The sequence below is a fragment of the Janthinobacterium sp. GW460-12-1-14-LB5 genome, from assembly GCF_059423585.1.
The window spans coordinates 246496-263566 of sequence record NZ_JBWKYD010000008.1; the positions used below are offsets into that span (position 1 = coordinate 246496).

Consider the following 17071-nt stretch of genomic DNA (forward strand, 5'->3'; position numbering starts at 1 on the left):
CCTTAGATACCGCCCATGCAGATGTACTTGATCACCAAGTAGTCCTCGATACCGTAGGTCGACCCTTCACGGCCCAGGCCCGATTGCTTGACGCCGCCGAAGGGGGCGATCTCATTCGAGATCAAGCCCGTGTTGACACCGACCATGCCCGTTTCCAGGCCTTCGGCCACGCGCCAGATGCGGCCGATATCGCGCGAATAGAAGTAGGCGGCCAGGCCGAATTCCGTGTTGTTGGCCAGGGCGATGACTTCCTCGTCCGTCTTGAAGCGGAACAGGGGCGCCAGCGGGCCGAAGGTTTCCTCGGTGGCCACGCGCATGTCGTTCGTCACGTCGGCGATGATGGTCGGCTCGAAGAAGCCGTTACCCAGCGCATGGCGCTTGCCGCCGGCCAGCAGGCGGCCGCCCTTGGCCAAGGCATCGGCCACGTGCTCTTCCACCTTGGCCACGGCCTTGGCGTCGATCAGCGGGCCCTGCGTGACGCCGGCCTCGATGCCATTGCCGACCTTCAGCTTGGCCACGGCGGCCACCAGTTTTTCGGCAAACGCGTCATACACGCTGTCCTGCACGTACAGGCGGTTGGCGCAGACGCAAGTCTGGCCCGCGTTGCGGTATTTCGAGGCGATGGCGCCTTCCACGGCCGCATCCAGGTCGGCGTCGTCGAAGACGATGAACGGCGCATTGCCGCCCAGTTCCAGCGACAGTTTCTTGATCGTCGGTGCGCACTGTTCCGCCAGCAGACGGCCCACCTGGGTCGAGCCCGTAAACGTCAGCTTGCGCACGATGGGATTCGACGTCATTTCGCCGCCGATGTCTTTCGGCGCGCCCGTGACGATGCTGAACACGCCCGCAGGCACGCCTGCGCGCTCGGCCAGCACGGCCAGCGCCAGCGCGGAAAACGGCGTCGCTTCGGCAGGTTTGAGGACCATCGGGCAGCCGGCGGCCAGGGCCGGGCCGACCTTGCGGGTGATCATCGCGGCGGGGAAATTCCACGGCGTGATGGCGGCGCACACGCCGATCGGCTCCTTGGTGATGACCAGGCGGCGGTCGGGCCACGGCGACTGCAGGGTATCGCCCGCCACGCGCTTGCCTTCTTCGGCAAACCACTCGATGAACGAGGCGCCGAACTGCACTTCGCCCTTCGCTTCCGGCAGGGGCTTGCCCTGCTCGGTAGTCATGATCAGCGCCAGGTCGTCGGCGTTTTCCAGGATCAGGTCATGCCAGCGGCGCAGCACGGCCGCGCGCTCTTTGGCCGTCTTCTTGCGCCAGGCGGGCCAGGCGGCATTGGCCGCCTCGATGGCGCGGCGCGTCTCGGCCGCGCCCATCAGGGGCACCGTGCCGATATGCTCGCCCGTGGCGGGATTGCTCACATTAATCGTCTGGCCACCATCGGCATCCGCCCAGGCTCCATTCACGTAAGCCTGGTGACGCAACAAGGTAGGATCTTTCAACTGCAGCATATGGATCTCCGGTCTGGTTTGAATTATCGACGAGGGATACTATGCCACAGCGCGGCCGATTCCGCAGGCGGACAGCCGAATCGCCCGCGTATTTACTCGACCTTGAACGACGACAGTTTCGGGTCCGGCGCCGGGTATTCCAGCTTCATGCCCTGCAAGGTTTCCAGCAGCAGCGAGGCCACCACCAGGTTGCGCTGCGTCTTGGAATTGGACGGCACCACGTACCACGGCGCATGATCGGCATCCGTCTCGCGGATCGCAGTTTCATAGACGCGCTGGTAGCCATCCCACTTCTTGCGCTGGGCGATATCGTTGGGATCGAACTTCCACTGGCGGTCGGGATCGTCGAGCCGCTCCTGCAACCGTCCCCGTTGCTCGTCCTTCGAGATATGCAGGAAGACTTTCAGGATGACGGTGCCCGTTTCGCTCAGCATGCGCTCGAAATCGCGGATCTGCGCGTAGCGGCGCTGGCATTCGGCCTTGTCGATCATGTCCTGCACGCGCGTGATCAGCACATCCTCGTAATGGCTGCGGTTGAAGATGGCGATCTCGCCCTTCACCGGCACGTGCTGGTGCACGCGCCACAGGTAGTCGTGCGCCAGTTCGATATCGGTGGGGCCCTTGAAGGCCACGGCGCGGATGCCCATCGGATTGATATTGCTGAAGATGGCCTTGACCGTGCCATCCTTGCCCGAGGTATCCATGCCCTGCAGGACCAGCAGCACTTTTTTCTTGCGCTGCGCGTACAGCATGCTCTGGCACTCGGCGATCTGCGCCGTCAGCGCCACGGTTTCCTCGCGATCGATGGCCTTGCACTGGGCCGGCGTCAGCTTCTTGTTCGCCGCCTTGGTGGCGGCGCCCAGCAGGCGCTTGCCGGCGAATTCCTCGTTCAGGTCAAAGCCCTGGCCGGCGCGAAACTGCGTGCGCGCCTTCATGCCGCCACCGCCAGCTTGCGGTGCTCGATTTTTGTGCAGCGGTCCATCACCACCTCCAGCCCAGCCGCCCGCGCCAGTTGCGCCGCCTGTTCGTTGATGATATCGAGCTGCAGCCACAGGCAGCCGGCCTTGACGGCAATGGCTTCCCCGGCGATGGGCAGAATGTCTTCCGGCTTGCGGAAGCAATCAACGATGTCGATGCGCGCCGGCGCGACGGCCGCCGCAGCTTCCGCCAGGGTGGCGTAGGCGCGCTGTCCCAGCATGTCGCGCCCGGCGAGGGCCGGATTAACGGGCAATACGCGGTAGCCATGCCGCAGCAGGTAGTCGGCCACTTCGTGGCTGGCGCGTTCGGGCTTGTCGGACATGCCGACGATGGCGATGATGCGGCTGTCTTGCAGGATGCGGGCGATGTTGGACATATTCGGGGCGTGGTTAGGCGTGCGACATTGCCCGCCTAGCGTAGCAGAATTATCCAGCGCAGGGAGCTATCCAGAAGACCTAGAACTCCGCACCAGCGCCATCTTCGCCACAAATGCGCGCGCACGCGCCGTCACGGCCGCGTAATCTCCGGTGGCGCCCGGGCCACTCAGGCTGCTGCCGATGCCCACGGCCGCGGCGCCGCTGGCAAACCATTCGTCGAGGTTCTCCACCGTCACGCCGCCCGTGGGCATCAGCGGCGCCTGCGGCAAGGGCGCGCGCAGCGCCTTGATGTAGGCGGGGCCGAACATCTCAGCGGGGAAGACCTTGACGATGTCGGCGCCCGCCTGCAGGGCCGTGACGATCTCCGTCGGCGTCATCGCCCCGGGCATGGCCAGCACCTGGTAGCGCTGGCACAGCGCGATGGTCTCCACGTTCACGCCGGGCGAGATGATGAACTGGGCGCCAGCCAGGATGGCGGCGCGCGCCGTCTCCGTATCGAGCACCGTGCCCGCACCCAGCAGCACGTCATGGCCATGGCGTTCGCGCAGGGTGCGCAGCACGCCCAGGGTATCGGGCGTGGTGAACGCCACTTCCAGCGCCGTGATGCCACCGGCGATGCACGCCTCGGCGATCTGCACGGCCGCCTGCGCCGAATTGGCGCGCACGATGCCGACCATGCCCCGCTCCAGAATGCCATCGAAAACCATGTGCTTCTGCATCTGCTCTCTCCTGTCAGGCCGGCAGGGCGCCAAAGCGCACTTCCGGCAAACCGCGCACGCCCACCTGGCGCGCATGAAACAATCCGCCGGCCAGCGGTTCGCCCGCCAGCTGGGCTGGGCTCAAGCTTTCCTGGGCCGTCGTGACGAACAATTCGTCGTAGTGCGGGCCGCCCAGGCTCACGCAGCTGGGCTGCGAGACGGGCAAGGCGATCGCCCGCTCGACGCTGCCGTCCGGCGCGAAGCGCAAGACCCTGCCTCCCCCCCACTGCGCGCTCCACAAGTGGTCATGCGCATCGATGGTGGCGCCATCGGCGGCGCCCGGCCCCGGATCGAGGACAGCAAACACGCGCACCCGGCTGGCGTCGCCCCCCAGGTAGTCGTCCCAGCGGTAGATCGCCTTCTTCATCGAGTCGCAGAAATACATGGCCGTGCCATCGACGCTGAAGCAGATGCTGTTCGAGATGGCGATGGACGGCAGCGGCAAGCGCTCCAGGCTCAAGTCCAGGTTGAGGCGATAGAAACCGGCGATCGCATCACGGCACGGGCGCTCATCGAGCGTACCGAAGACAAAGCGTCCCTGGCGGTCGCAGCGGCCATCGTTCAGGCGCGTCATGGGCAAGTCCCCCTCCACCGTGTGCAAGGGCGTGACGGCCCCGCTGCGCGCGTCAAACCACGCCAGGCGCGAAGCGAGGCCCAGCAGCAGCACGTCGTCGCGCTCCGTCAGCGCGAAGCACGCCAGGCGCTCGGGCATGGCCCAGTTCTGGCGCTCGCCCGTGGCCAGTACCAGCGCATGCAGCTGGCAGCCTTCGATATTCGTCCAGAAAACGCGGCCGCTGCGCTCGCACCAGCGCACGCCCTCGCCCAGGAAATTCTGCGCATCGACCAGTAATTGGGCCTGTGTCCCCATTATTTTTTTCCTTTTTAGTGTGACTCGCGCGGCACGGCCGAACCCCGGCAGCCGACGAGGAAATCCAGGTCCGCGCCTTCGTCGGCCTGCGTCACGTGCTTGATGTACATCGACTGGTAACCGCCGCGCATGGCCGGCTCGGGAGCGCGCCACTCGGCGCGCCGGCGCGCCAATTCGGCCTCGTCGACGTCCAGGTGCAAGCGCCGTCCCGCCACGTCCAGCTCGATCATGTCGCCGTCGCGCACCAGCGCCAGCGGCCCGCCCACGGCCGCTTCCGGCGCCACGTGCAACACCACCGTGCCGTAGGCCGTGCCGCTCATGCGTGCGTCCGAGATGCGCACCATGTCGCGCACGCCCTGCTCCAGCAGTTTTTTCGGTAATCCCATATTGCCCACTTCAGCCATGCCAGGGTAGCCCTGCGGGCCGCAATTTTGCAGCACCATCACGCAGCTGGCATCGATATCGAGCGCGGGATCGTCGACGCGCTTTTTATAGTGCTCGATGCTGTTGAAGACGACGGCGCGGCCACGGTGCTGCATCAGCTCGGGCGACGCGGCGGAAGGCTTGATGACGGCGCCGCGCGGGGCCAGGTTGCCCTGCAGGATGGCGATGCCGCCCTCGTCCTTGAAGGGCTGCGCCAGCGGCGTGATCACCTCGGGATTGAAATTTTCCGCCTCGGCCACGTTGACGGCCATGCTGGCGCCCGTGACGGTGAGCGCCCCGCCATGCAGTTTGCCCAGCAGGTCGCGGATGATCACGGGCAAGCCGCCCGCATAGTAAAAGTCTTCCATCAGGTACTGGCCCGACGGCATCAGGTTGAGCAGGCAGGGAATCTCGCGGCCCAGGCGGTCCCAGTCGCCCAGGCGCATGTCCACGCCGATGCGCCCGGCAATGGCCAGCAGGTGGATCACGGCATTGGTCGAGCCGCCGATGGCGCCGTTGACCATGATGGCGTTTTCAAACGCTTCACGCGTGAGGATTTGCGACAGTTTCAGGTCTTCATGCACCATGTCGACGATGCGCCGGCCCGTCAGCTGCGCCTGCAGCTTGCGGCGCGCATCGACGGCGGGAATGGCCGCGTTGCCGGGCAGGGTCACGCCCAGCGCCTCGACCATGCTGGCCATGGTCGAGGCCGTGCCCATGGTCATGCAGTGGCCGGCGGAACGCGACATGCACGATTCGGCCTGCTTGAATTCGTTTGAGGTCATGCGCCCGGCGCGCACGTCTTCGGAAAACTTCCACACGTCCGTGCCCGAGCCGATCGGCTTGCCCCGGTAATTCCCGTTCAACATGGGGCCGCCCGACAGCACGATGGTGGGCAAGTCCACGCTGGCCGCACCCATCAGCAGGGCCGGGGTGGTCTTGTCGCAGCCCGTCAGCAGCACCACGCCGTCGATCGGGTTGGCGCGGATCGATTCTTCCACATCCATGCTGGCCAAGTTACGGAACAGCATGGCCGTCGGGCGCAGATTCGTCTCGCCCAGCGACATGACGGGAAATTCGACGGGAAAGCCGCCCGCTTCGAGCACGCCGCGCTTGACCATCTCGGCCAGGTCGCGGAAATGGCCATTGCAGGGCGTCAGTTCGGACCAGGTATTGCAGATGCCGATGACGGGACGGCCATCGAAAGCGTCGCTGGGATAGCCCTGATTCTTCATCCAGCTGCGGTGAATGAAACTGTCCTTGTCGTCGCCGCCAAACCACGCTTGCGAACGCAAGGGACGCTTGTTCTTGTTGCTGCTCATACTGTCTCCTGCGGGGAAATCAAGCCGCGCGCGGCGGCGATCAGCAGCGCACCGTGACCGGCCAGATAGTCTTGCTGCTGGTCGTCGACGATGATGCGCTTGCCATAAAAAAATCCATGTTCTTCGATCAGCAGCCCGAGCGCCTGGCGCAGCATGGGCTTGCCGGTAATGACGAGCGGCGTATCGGGCCGCATCTGGATGGCGGTGCTGTTGCGCAGCGCCAGCAGGTCGCCGCTGAGGACGGCGCCCATCAGGAAATTGGCCCGCTCATTGCATTCGATGGCGCTGAACTGGCCCAGGGTGCGCACGCTGAAGCAGGCGCGCGCCAGCCCCGTTTTTTGCGCCGCGGCCGCGCCGGCCAGCAGCATTTTCGGCACCAGGGTCTGCGCAAAACCGCCATCGACCGATTGCTTGATCAGGGTGTGCTGCGTGATCGCCTGCAGCAATTCCCCAGCGATGGTGGTGCTGCAGCCGAGGATGCGGCGCTGCTCGTCGACGCTGATCAGTTTGGTATGCGAGCCGGGCATGATCAGGGTCGCCGCGCCCCGCAACTGCAGGCGCTCGAGCAGCGCGACGACTTCCGTCTCTTCGCCGCGCATCATGTCCATCGCTTCGACGTTATGCAGGCCGACGGCGCCATGCTGGTTGCGCACGCCGGGAATCAGCCACAGGGGCTGCGCCAGCACGTCGGGCAAGTCCACCGCCTGCATGCCTTGCGCCAGCTGGGCCAGGCCGGCGGGCGCCGGCAAATGCGGCACTTCCTGCACCCCCATGGGCGAAGTGATCATGCCAGACGCCAGCGCCAGGTCCATGGCAGACGGCGCGATGCCCGCGCTGGCCAGCACGCTGGCGATGGTGTCGCGCAGCGCCTGTTTCAGCGCGCCGTTATGGCCATCGATGGCGGTATTGCGCACGCCCGTTTCCAACTGCGCCTGGGCGACGACGGCGCCGGCGCGCCACAGCAAGGTACGCGTATTGGTGGTGCCGGCATCGATGGTGAGTATGTTCATGGCAGGTTGGCAGCGTCGGTCAGGACAAAAATAAATGAGGGAAAAACTACCCCATGGTAGAACTGCCCCGCATATCTGACCAATCACTTATTTGACATCATTGATACCGGTTCGGATATGTCAAACGCATCGATATCCTGCACGCCCAAACGGTAGGCGAGCTGGAACCGCCTCACCTGTCCCGGCTGCAATTGCACGCCCTGCGCCAGCAGGGAAAAACAGCGCGCATCGGAATACAGATGACAGCTGTCCTGGGTGCTGGAAAAACGCAGGACCCGGCCGGAAGCGGGGTCGGCAACCTGCGCCGCCTCGCGCAGCTGGCCGCTGCCCGTCCAGTAAAAGTCATGCCGGAATCCCGGCGATTGCGCCAGCGCGGGCCAGGCCAGGCGCGACGTGAGCGGCGCCGGCTGGCGGAAGTCAAACGCACTGCCCGCCACGTCGAGCGGAGCGCTGCACGCATGGCCGCCAGGCCAGTAGCGGTCCGCGGCCAGGCGCAGCACATGGTCGCCCACGGCGGCGCGGCCGCCCTGCAGGTTGAAGCGGGGCGCGGCAAGCGCAAAACGGGAAACCGTATCGGCCGTGGCGGCGCAGTCGAGGTGCAGGCTGCCATCGTCGTCAAGCCGGTAGGCCAGGCGCACCGACAGGCCGTCGTGCGCCAGGTGCAGCAACAAGCGGCCGTCATCCGGCGGCGCGCACTGCCAGCCCGCAGGCGCACGCGCCGCAGGGGGCGCCGCGCCCAGCACGTCGGCCAGGCGGCCATAACGGTCGGGCGCCCACCAGGCCCGCACGCTGGCATCGTGCGCGTCGATGGCCACGCGCATGCCGCGCGCATTGCGCAGCAGATGCATCATGGCGCCTGCCCGGGGGCTGGCGGCGGCCGGCTGCGCTGCTGGAATTCGCGCGGCGTGCAGCCGAGTTCGCGCTTGAAGACGGCGTGCATGTACTGCACCGTGGTAAAGCCGCAACGCACGGCCACCTCGGCCACCTGCCCCGGCCCGCGCGCCAGCAGGGTCTTGGCCGCATCGAGCTTGAAATGCAGGATCTCGTCGTGCACGCTGCGCCCCAGTTCATGGCGGAAGTGCGCTTCGAGCGAGGAACGCGACACGCCCACGTAATCGGCCACCTGCTCCGTCTTGATGCCCTGGCAGGCGTACTGGCGGATGAAATGGCGCGCCTGCATCACCTGCGGATGCTGGAAGGGCTGGTGGCGCGTGGAGGCGAGCACGTTCAGGCCCGCCGGCGGCACCAGGATGCGCGTGCCGGACAGGCGCGCGCCGTTCAACATCTGGTGCAGCAGATGCGCGGCCGTGCGGCCCATTTCCTCGGTGCCCTGGATCACGGAACTCAAGGGAATGCGCGTGAGCATGCGCGCCAGCGGGTCGTTGTCGATGCCGATCAGGGCCACTTGCTCCGGCACGGCGATCCCCGCGTGCATGCACGCTTGCAGCAGCTGGCGCGCGCGCGTCGCTCACGGCGATGATGCCGACGGGTTTTTCCAGGCTGTTGAGCCAGGCGATCTGCTGCTCCACCGCCTCGTCCCAAGACGGCGCGCTGGTGGCCACGCCCCGGTACACGTCGGCGCGCATGTGGTCGCGCTCCATCAGGGCGCAAAACGCCGTTTCGCGCTCCTGGGCCCAGCGGTTGACATCCGCCTCCGGCAGGCTGAAACAGGCAAAGCGGCTCAGGCCCGCTTCCACCAGGTGTTCATAGGCCAGCTTGACGATCTTGAAATTATCGGTCGCCACGTACGGGATGCCGGCAGGGTAATCCTCGGCGTGCGCATACGAGCCGCCCACGGCCACCACGGGCAGGCGGCTGTCCGCCAGCGCCGCGCAGACGGCGGGATCGTCGAAATCGGCGATGATGCCGTCGCCCTGCCAGCGTTCGATACCGGGCAGGCGACAGCGGAAATCCTCTTCCAGGAACAGGTCCCACGACACGCGCGTGGTGTTCAGGTAGGCGGCGATGCCCGCGATGATGTCGCGGTCGTAGATCTTATTCCCGTTAAACAGCAGCGCGATCCGGTGCGCGGTCGGTAACTTCATGCTGGCGTCTCCTCCATGTGGCGGCCGGGACGTATTTTCGCCCCTGGCTGCCGGTCACGCATCGGTCTTACCGGCGTCCCGCCCTTGTACTGACATCGACCCAGACGGCGAGGGTGAGAATACTGCCTTTCACGATCATCTGCCAGTAGGTGTCCACGTCCAGCATGGACATGCCGTTATCGAGGCTGGCCATCACCAGCGCGCCGATCAGGGCGCCGTACACGGTGCCCGAGCCGCCGCGCATCGAGGTGCCGCCGATGAAGCAGGCGGCAATCGCATCGAGTTCGCTGAAGGTGCCGGCCGACGGCGAACCGGCCGCCAGGCGGCCCGTGTTAATCAGGCCAGCGAGCGCGCACATCAGGCCCATGATGCCGAAGATCCACAGCTTGACGGCTTTCACGTTGATGCCGGACAGGCGCGTCGCTTCCATATTGCTGCCCACGGCGTAGATGCGGCGGCCGAACACGGTCTGGCTGGTGATGTAGCTGAACAGCCCCAGCAAGGCCAGCAGCAGCAGAACGGGCAGCGGAATGCCTTCATAGCCGTTCAGGGTCTGCACGAAGGCATACAGCACGGCGCCGATGACGGCCAGGCGCAAGCCGTCGGCCCAGGGCGCCGTCTGCGGCAAGCCGTGCTGGGCGCGGCTGGCGCGCGCGCGCCACGTCAGGAAGACGGCCAGCAGGAACAGGCCGATGCCCAGCACGATGCCGGGCACCGCGGGCAGGTAGCCCTGCCCCAGGTAGACCATGGGCTCGGAGACGGGCGCGATCGTGATGCCGCCCGTGATGCCCAGCAGGATGCCGCGGTACGCGAGCATGCCGCCCAGGCCGACGATGAAGGACGGGATGCCCCGGTACGCCGTCAGGTAGCCATTCAGGAGGCCGATCACCAGGCCGCAGCCCAGCACCGCCATCAGGTTCAGCGCCAGCGGCCAGTGCTGCGTGACGTCCAGCACGGCGGCGATGCCGCCGAGTAGCCCCAGCAGGGAGCCGATCGACAGGTCGATCTCGCCAGCGATAATCACCAGCACCATGCCGCAGGCGAGGATGCCGGTGACGGACATCTGGCGCAGCAAATTCGACAGGTTGCGCGGCGTGAGGAAACTGCCCTCCGTCTTCCACGAAAAGAAGGCCCAGATCAGCGCCACGGCGATCAGCAGGGCCAGCATCTTGTATTGGGTGAACAGCTGTTTGATACTGTGCGGTTTCATGCTGCGGGTTCCTTGTTTGCGGTGTTGGCGGCGGGCACCGGGCGCTGGTCCAGCGCCGCCGCCAGCACGGTTTCCTGGCTCAGGCCATCGTTGATAAAGTCGCCGCGCAGGCGGCCTTCGCCCATCACCAGCACGCGGTCGGACACGCCCAGCACTTCGGCCAGTTCCGACGAGACCATGATGATGGCCACGCCACGGTCGGCCAGCGCCAGCATCAGTTTGTAGATTTCATATTTGGCGCCCACGTCCACGCCGCGTGTGGGCTCGTCGAGGATCAGCACGCGCGGGCGCGTCAGCAGCATCTTGGCCAGCACGGCCTTTTGCTGGTTGCCGCCCGACAGACTCGTAATGGGCAGCGACGGGCTGGCCGCCTTCAGTTCCAGCTGCGCGATCTCGCCGCGCACGGCCTTCAATTCCGCCTCGCCATCGATGCGCGTGGCGCGTGCGAATTCCTCCAGCACGGCCAGGGTGATGTTCTGCCCCACGTCGAGATCGGGCACGATGCCATGATGCTTGCGGTCTTCCGGCACCATGGCCAGGCCCATGGCGATGGCCTTTTGCGGGGACAAAGTGTCGATGCGGCGGCCATCGAGCCACACTTCGGCCTGGCACGGCCCCTGGTAGGCGCCGAACAGGGCCGAGACGAGTTCCGTGCGCCCCGCCCCCACCAGACCGGCGATGCCGAGGATCTCGCCCTTGCGCAGGGTGAAAGACACATCGTCGACCCGCTTGCGCTGCGGGTTGTCGGCGTCGATGCAGCTCACGTGGCGCGCCTCGAACAGCACCTCGCCGATGACCGCTGGCTGCGCGCGCTGCGGATACAGCTGGCTCATTTCGCGGCCTACCATCTGCGCGATGATGCGCTCGACGTTCATCTGCGCCATCGGCGTGGTGGCGATATGCTTGCCGTCGCGAATGACGACGATGGTGTCGCAGATGGCCGCCACTTCATCAAGCTTGTGCGAAATATAGATACAGGTGACGCCCTTGGCCTTCAGGGCACGCAGGATATCGAGCAGCACAGCGATTTCCGAGGCCGTCAGCGACGACGACGGTTCATCGAGAATCAGCAGGCGCGCATTCTTGTTGAGCGCCTTGGCGATTTCCACCAGCTGCTGGTGGCCGCCGCCGTAATGCATCACGGGCTGCGCCACGTTCAGTTCGGGTATCTTCAATTCGCGCAGCAGCTCGTCGGCGCGCTTGTACATGGCCGCGTAATGCATGCGCCCGCCGGGCAGGGTGATCTCGCGGCCCATGAAGATATTCTCGGCCACGGACAGCTGCGGCACCAGCATCAGTTCCTGGTGGATGATGATGATGCCCGCGTCTTCCGTGTCGCGGATCGATTGCGCGCGCAGGGGCTGGCCATCCCACAGGATCTCGCCGTCCCAGGTGCCGTGCGGGTACACGCCGGACAGCACCTTCATCAGGGTCGACTTGCCGGCGCCATTCTCGCCGCACAAGCCGATGCACTCGCCGGCCCGCACCTGCAGGTCGATGCCGTCGAGCGCGCGGACACCGCCAAACTGTTTGACGATGCCTTTCATTTCAAGCAGATAGTCGGACATGCTCACTCTCGTTGCGGATACGGGAAAAAATGTCGGCTTAGCGCGCAGCGCGTCAGCCGACATCAGGCGGGCGATCAATTACCCAGTTGCGCCTTGGTATAGAAGCCGTCATCGACGAGAATGTTCACATTCGCCTTGGTCAAAGGCGTTGGTTTCAGCAGCACCGTGCTGACTTTTTTCAGGCCGTTGTCATAGCTGGAGTTGTAGGCCGGCTTTTCGTTGCGCGCCAGTTGCACGGCCAGCTTGGCCGCCTCCGAAGCGATGGTTTTCAGGGGTTTATAGACGGTCATCGATTGCGTGCCGGCGATGACGCGTTTGACCGCCGCCAGGTCGGCGTCCTGGCCCGAAACCGGCACCTTGCCGGCCAGTTTTTGCGCGGCCAGGGCCTGGATGGCGCCGCCGGCCGTGCCGTCGTTCGAGGCGACGATGGCGTCGATCTTGTTGCCGTTGGCCGTCAGCGCGTTTTCCACGATGGACAGCGCTTCGGTGGCGCTCCAGTCCTTCACCCACTGCTGGCCGACGATCTTGATGTCGCCCTTGTCGATGAACGGTTTGAGCACCTTCATCTGGCCTTCGCGCAGCATCTTGGCGTTGTTGTCGGTCGGCGAACCGCCCAGCAAATAGTAATTGCCCTTCGGCTGCAGCTTGGTCACGCCTTCGGCCTGCATCTCGCCCACTTTCTCGTTGTCGAACGAGATATACGCATCGATATCGGCGTTCAGGATCAGGCGGTCATACGACAGCACCTTGATGCCGGCCTTTTTCGCTTCCTTGACGGTATTGTTGAGCACCGTGGCGTTGAACGGCACGATCACCAGCACATCCACGCCGCGCGAGATCAGGTTTTCGATTTGCGAAATCTGTCGCTGCTCGCTGGCGTCGGCCGACTGCACGAAGACCTTGGCGCCCTGCTTCTCGGCGGCGGCGATGAAGAAATCGCGGTCGCGCGTCCAGCGTTCCACGCGCAAATCGTCGATGGAAAAGCCGATTTTCGGGTTTTTCGCATCGGCCAGGGCGGCGCTGCTGCTCAAAGCCAGCATGGCGGTCATGATGGCTGCACTGATGATCTTGTTCATTGTGTGTCTCCTTGTTGGATTTTTTAACTACATTTTTTAACTGCGGGGTACTTCTACAATCACGTCGGGTTACGTGCGAAGCGCTAACCCGACCTACGTGCTGCTAATGGTTGTGACGCGGCAGGGTCTGGCCCACGGCGCGGTATTTCAGGGCCAGCTCCATGCAGGCACCCGTTTCCAGCTGGCCAACGCTGGCGCGGTAGAGCTCCTGCCACGGCGTGGCGCTGTCGTTGACGGGCGGCGGCAGTTCCCGGGCGCGGCGCGCCAGTTCAGCCGCATCGACCAGCATGTCGCACTGGCCCCCGTTCAAGTCCACGCGGATGATGTCGCCCGTGCGCAGCAGCGCCAGGCCGCCGCCCACTGCGCTTTCCGGCGACGCATTCAGGATCGAGGGACTGTCCGAGGTGCCCGACTGGCGCCCGTCGCCCAGGGTCGGCAGGTTCAGAATGCCCGCCTTCAGCAAGGCGTCGGGCGGCTGCATGTTGACCACCTCGGCCGAACCGGGCCAGCCGACAGGGCCGGCGCCGCGCATGACCAGCATGCAGCTGTCGTCGATATTGAGCGCCGGGTCATTGATGCGCGCGTGATAGTCGCTTGAACCGTCAAAGACGATGGCACGCGCCTCGAACACGCCCTCGCTGCCGGGACGCGACAGGTAGCGCTCGCGGAAAGCGGGCGAGATCACGCTGGTTTTCATGATGGCGAAGTCGAACAGGTTGCCCTGCAAGGCCATGAAACCGGCCTTTTCCTTCAGCGGTGCGGCAAACGGGCGGATCATCTCGCGGTCCGCGCTTTCGCGGCCTTGCAAGTTGGCCGCCATGCTCTGGCCCGTGACCGTCAACCGATCCGCGTGCAGCAAGCCCGCCTGCTGCAGCTCCCACATCACGGCCGGCACACCGCCGGCGCGGTGGAAGCGCTCGCCCAGATACTTCCCGGCCGGCTGCATGTTCAACAGCAGCGGCACGTCGTAGCCATGTTCCATCCAGTCGCTCGAGTGCAATGCCACGCCCGCATGGCGCGCCATGGCCATCAGGTGCGGCTGGGCGTTGGTGGAGCCGCCGATGGCCGCGTTGACGATGATGGCGTCCAGGAAGGCCTCGCGCGTGAGGATGCTCGACGGGCGCACGTCGTCACGCGCCATGCCGACGATGCGGCGCCCCGTTGCATAGGCGATCTGGCCCCGTTCGCGGTACGGCGCGGGGATGGCCGAGCAGCCCGTCAGGGACATGCCCAGTGCCTCGGCCAGCGCATTCATGGTCGATGCCGTGCCCATGGTGTTGCAGTGGCCGGCCGACGGCGCCGAGGCGGCGGCGATCTGCAGGAATTTGTCGTTGTCGATCAAGCCGGCGGACAGCTGGCGGCGGCCCTTCCAGATGGCGGCGCCGGAACCGACCAGTTCGCCGTCCATCCAGCCGTCGAGCATAGGGCCGCCCGACAGCACGATGGCGGGAATGTCCACCGTGGCCGCGGCCATCAATTGCGCCGGCGTGGTCTTGTCACAGCCCGTCGTCAGCACCACGGCGTCGATCGGGTAGCCATGCAGGATTTCCACCAGGCCCAGATATGCGAGGTTGCGGTCCAGCGCGGCCGTGGGACGGCGGCAGTTCTCGAAGATCGGGTGCAGCGGAAATTCCATCGGGATGCCGCCCGCGTCGCGGATGCCGTCGCGCACGCGCAGGGCCAGTTCCAGGTGGATGCGGTTGCAGGGGCTGATATCGCTGCCGCTTTGCGCGATGCCGATGATGGGCCGGCCCGAACGCAGCTCCTCGGCCGTAATGCCGTAGTTCATGAAGCGCTCCAGGTACAGCGCCGTCATGTCGATGTGCTCGGGATTGTCGAACCAGTCCTGCGAGCGGAAGCGCCGCGCCTGGCGATTGCCTGGGGTACTCATGCGCCGTACCAGCCTGCGTCGACATAGTATTCGCGCCCCGCGCACTTGGCCGCGTTGTCCGACGCGAGGAACAGCGCCAGCGCCGCCACGTCTTCTGGCTCCACGCGCGTCTGCAGGCATTGTCCCTGCAGGATCACGGCTTCCGCTTCCGGTGTATGCCACAGCCGCTCCTGGCGCGGCGTGCGCACGGCGCCGGGAATGATGCAGTTGACGCGGATGCCGTCGGCACCCAGGTCGCGCGCCAGACCGCGCGTCAGCCCTTCGATGCCGGCCTTCGCCGTCATGTAGATCGACAGGTTCGCCTGCGCCAGGTGCCAGGAAATCGAGCCCAGGTTGAGGATCACGCCGCTGCCCTTGGCGCGCATGGCCGGCGCCACTGCCTGGGCGCAGAAATACTGGTGGCGCAGGTTGACGGCGATGCGTTCGTCCCAGTAGGCGGGCGTGACGTCCTGCAGCTGATGGCGGTCGTCATTGGCCGCGTTGTTGATGAGGATATCCGTGGCGCCCGTGCTGTGTTCAATCTCGGCGAAAGTGGCGGCCAGGGCTGCCAGGTCCGTCAGGTCGCAATAGCGGAACAGGGGCGGCTGCGGCAGGTGCGCCAGCGTTTCCTGCAGCGCCAGCGACGCCTCGCGGGCGATGTCGAGAAAGGTGACGTGGGCGCCCTGGCGCGCGAACGCCTCGACGATGGCCACGCCGATGCCGGTGCCGCCGCCCGTGATGACGACGCGTTTATCAGCCAGGCTGGGATAGGTTGCATGCTGCATGGTGTCTCTCTTTTCAAAAAATCGGATCAAAGCAAACCGCGTTGGCCCAGGTTCTGATACAGCGCGCGCACGCCGAACGTCCATGGGGCAATCGCGTCGCAGCGCTGCACTTCGTTGACCAGCGCACCCAGCGCGGCGCTGGCAATCGTCACGCGGTCGCCCAGGTGGTGCGTGAAGCCGCCGCCCTGCGCGCCGCGGTCCTTCACGGGCGAGAACATGGTGCCCAGGAACAGCATGAAGCCGTCCGGATACTGGTGGTACTGGCCCGCCGTCTGGCGCACCAGGTCGAGCGGGTCGCGGCTGATTTCGCGCATGAAGCTGGCACCTTCGAGCACAAAGCCGTCGTCCGCGCCCTCGATCAGCAGCGACACTTCCGCCTGGCGCACGGTGTCGAGCGTGAAGTATTCGTCGAACAGGCGGATGAAGGGGCCGATGGCGCAGGAACCGTTGTTGTCCTTCGCCTTGCCCAGCAAGAGGGCGCTGCGCCCTTCGATATCGCGCAGGTTGACGTCGTTGCCCAGGGAAGCCCCCAGCACCTCGCCGCGGCTGTTGACGGCCAGGACGATCTCCGGCTCGGGGTTGTTCCAAGCGGACGATGGCAGCAAGCCCACCTGCGCGCCGCAGCCCACCGACGACATCGGCTGTGCCTTGGTAAACACTTCCGCATCGGGGCCGATGCCCACTTCCATGTATTGCGACCAGGCGCCGCGCTGCTGCAGCTGCTGTTTCAGGCGCTGCGCCGCGTCCGAACCCGGTTTCAATGCGGACAGGTCGCTGCCGAGGGTCGTTTGCAGCGCGGCGCGCAGGCTCGCCGCGCGCGCCGCGTCGCCGCCCGCCTGTTCCTCGATCACCCGTTCCAGCAGGCTGACGGCGAAAGTCACACCGCAGGCCTTGACGGCCTGCAGGTCGCACGGCGCCAGCAGGTACGGCTCGCCAGCCGGCGCGGCCAGCGCCTGCGCCAGCAGCGCCTGCACGGAGCCGAGCGCGATGCCGGGCGCATGGCGGGCGATATCGAGCGCATCGCTGCGCTCGAACAGCCCGGCCACCGTCGCCACCGTCTGCGTGATGTCGACCACCTCGCCGCCGCGCACGGCGATGACGCAGGGGCCGTCACGCCAGATGCGGCCGATGAGGAGCGCCTGCGCCAGGTCGGCGGGCAACAGGGAAGCGGGGGAAATCGGCTGCATGGCAAGCTTTCAAAGGGTCGTGATGAGAAGGCAATTGGTCAAGTTCGGAGCGATTCTGCGCGCCCCCCTGTGTCGCCGCAATTACGAAAATCACCAAATTGGATGATGATTATTGGTATTGCAGCGCACCAAAAAAA

At 65.7% G+C, this 17071-nt stretch carries 15 protein-coding genes and 1 pseudogene; all 16 read right to left on the reverse strand.

What is annotated here, in order from left to right:
- Nucleotides 1-2: 2 nt before the first annotated feature.
- The 16 genes and pseudogenes from gabD to AC07X6_RS10985 all read right to left on the reverse strand — a co-directional run bounded on the left by gabD (nt 3) and on the right by AC07X6_RS10985 (nt 16934).
- On the reverse strand, nt 3-1457 hold the full coding sequence (gabD, locus tag AC07X6_RS10910; protein WP_494790960.1) for an NADP-dependent succinate-semialdehyde dehydrogenase: 1455 nt from the start codon (nt 1455-1457) through the stop codon (nt 3-5).
- 92 nt (nt 1458-1549) lie between these two features.
- On the reverse strand, nt 1550-2392 hold the full coding sequence (locus tag AC07X6_RS10915; protein ID WP_494790961.1) for a PPK2 family polyphosphate kinase: 843 nt from the start codon (nt 2390-2392) through the stop codon (nt 1550-1552).
- Nucleotides 2389-2811: a CoA-binding protein gene (locus AC07X6_RS10920; protein WP_494790962.1), complete on the reverse strand. Its 423-nt coding sequence runs from the start codon at nt 2809-2811 to the stop codon at nt 2389-2391. Before AC07X6_RS10920 ends, AC07X6_RS10915 begins: the two co-directional genes overlap by 4 nt.
- A 66-nt stretch (nt 2812-2877) precedes the next feature.
- Complete coding sequence (locus AC07X6_RS10925; protein WP_230540135.1) at nt 2878-3531, reverse strand: bifunctional 2-keto-4-hydroxyglutarate aldolase/2-keto-3-deoxy-6-phosphogluconate aldolase; 654 nt, start codon at nt 3529-3531, stop codon at nt 2878-2880.
- Nucleotides 3532-3544: 13 nt separating this feature from the next.
- Entirely contained in the window at nt 3545-4438 is an 894-nt protein-coding gene (locus tag AC07X6_RS10930; RefSeq protein WP_494790963.1) for an SMP-30/gluconolactonase/LRE family protein, read from the reverse strand.
- A gap of 14 nt (nt 4439-4452) precedes the next feature.
- Nucleotides 4453-6183: an L-arabinonate dehydratase gene (gene araD / locus AC07X6_RS10935; protein ID WP_494790964.1), complete on the reverse strand. Its 1731-nt coding sequence runs from the start codon at nt 6181-6183 to the stop codon at nt 4453-4455.
- Nucleotides 6180-7193: a 2-dehydro-3-deoxygalactonokinase gene (locus tag AC07X6_RS10940; RefSeq protein WP_494790965.1), complete on the reverse strand. Its 1014-nt coding sequence runs from the start codon at nt 7191-7193 to the stop codon at nt 6180-6182. The genes araD and AC07X6_RS10940 overlap by 4 nt, the downstream gene beginning before the upstream one ends.
- Nucleotides 7194-7276: 83 nt before the next feature.
- On the reverse strand, nt 7277-8044 hold the full coding sequence (locus AC07X6_RS10945; RefSeq protein WP_494790966.1) for an aldose epimerase family protein: 768 nt from the start codon (nt 8042-8044) through the stop codon (nt 7277-7279).
- Nucleotides 8041-8478 (reverse strand): helix-turn-helix transcriptional regulator, encoded by a 438-nt coding sequence (locus AC07X6_RS10950; protein ID WP_494790976.1) that lies wholly within the window; start codon nt 8476-8478, stop codon nt 8041-8043. Before AC07X6_RS10950 ends, AC07X6_RS10945 begins: the two co-directional genes overlap by 4 nt.
- Nucleotides 8467-9238 (reverse strand): annotated as a pseudogene (locus tag AC07X6_RS10955) (substrate-binding domain-containing protein); the annotation flags it as partial. The pseudogene AC07X6_RS10955 and the gene AC07X6_RS10950, both read right to left, overlap by 12 nt.
- A 67-nt stretch (nt 9239-9305) precedes the next feature.
- Nucleotides 9306-10448 carry a sugar ABC transporter permease gene (locus tag AC07X6_RS10960; protein WP_494790967.1) on the reverse strand — a complete coding sequence of 381 codons (1143 nt, stop codon included), beginning with the start codon at nt 10446-10448 and terminating at the stop codon, nt 9306-9308.
- The gene (gene xylG, locus AC07X6_RS10965; RefSeq protein WP_494790968.1) at nt 10445-12016 is read right to left on the reverse strand and encodes a D-xylose ABC transporter ATP-binding protein; all 1572 of its coding nucleotides are present in this window, start codon (nt 12014-12016) and stop codon (nt 10445-10447) included. Before xylG ends, AC07X6_RS10960 begins: the two co-directional genes overlap by 4 nt.
- A 74-nt stretch (nt 12017-12090) precedes the next feature.
- Nucleotides 12091-13065 carry a D-xylose ABC transporter substrate-binding protein gene (gene xylF, locus AC07X6_RS10970; protein ID WP_099389834.1) on the reverse strand — a complete coding sequence of 325 codons (975 nt, stop codon included), beginning with the start codon at nt 13063-13065 and terminating at the stop codon, nt 12091-12093.
- 130 nt (nt 13066-13195) lie between these two features.
- Nucleotides 13196-14983 carry an IlvD/Edd family dehydratase gene (locus AC07X6_RS10975; RefSeq protein WP_494790969.1) on the reverse strand — a complete coding sequence of 596 codons (1788 nt, stop codon included), beginning with the start codon at nt 14981-14983 and terminating at the stop codon, nt 13196-13198.
- Nucleotides 14980-15747 carry a D-xylose 1-dehydrogenase gene (xylB, locus tag AC07X6_RS10980; protein ID WP_494790970.1) on the reverse strand — a complete coding sequence of 256 codons (768 nt, stop codon included), beginning with the start codon at nt 15745-15747 and terminating at the stop codon, nt 14980-14982. The genes AC07X6_RS10975 and xylB overlap by 4 nt, the downstream gene beginning before the upstream one ends.
- Nucleotides 15748-15773: 26 nt before the next feature.
- Nucleotides 15774-16934 carry a fumarylacetoacetate hydrolase family protein gene (locus AC07X6_RS10985; protein WP_494790971.1) on the reverse strand — a complete coding sequence of 387 codons (1161 nt, stop codon included), beginning with the start codon at nt 16932-16934 and terminating at the stop codon, nt 15774-15776.
- Nucleotides 16935-17071: the final 137 nt, after the last annotated feature.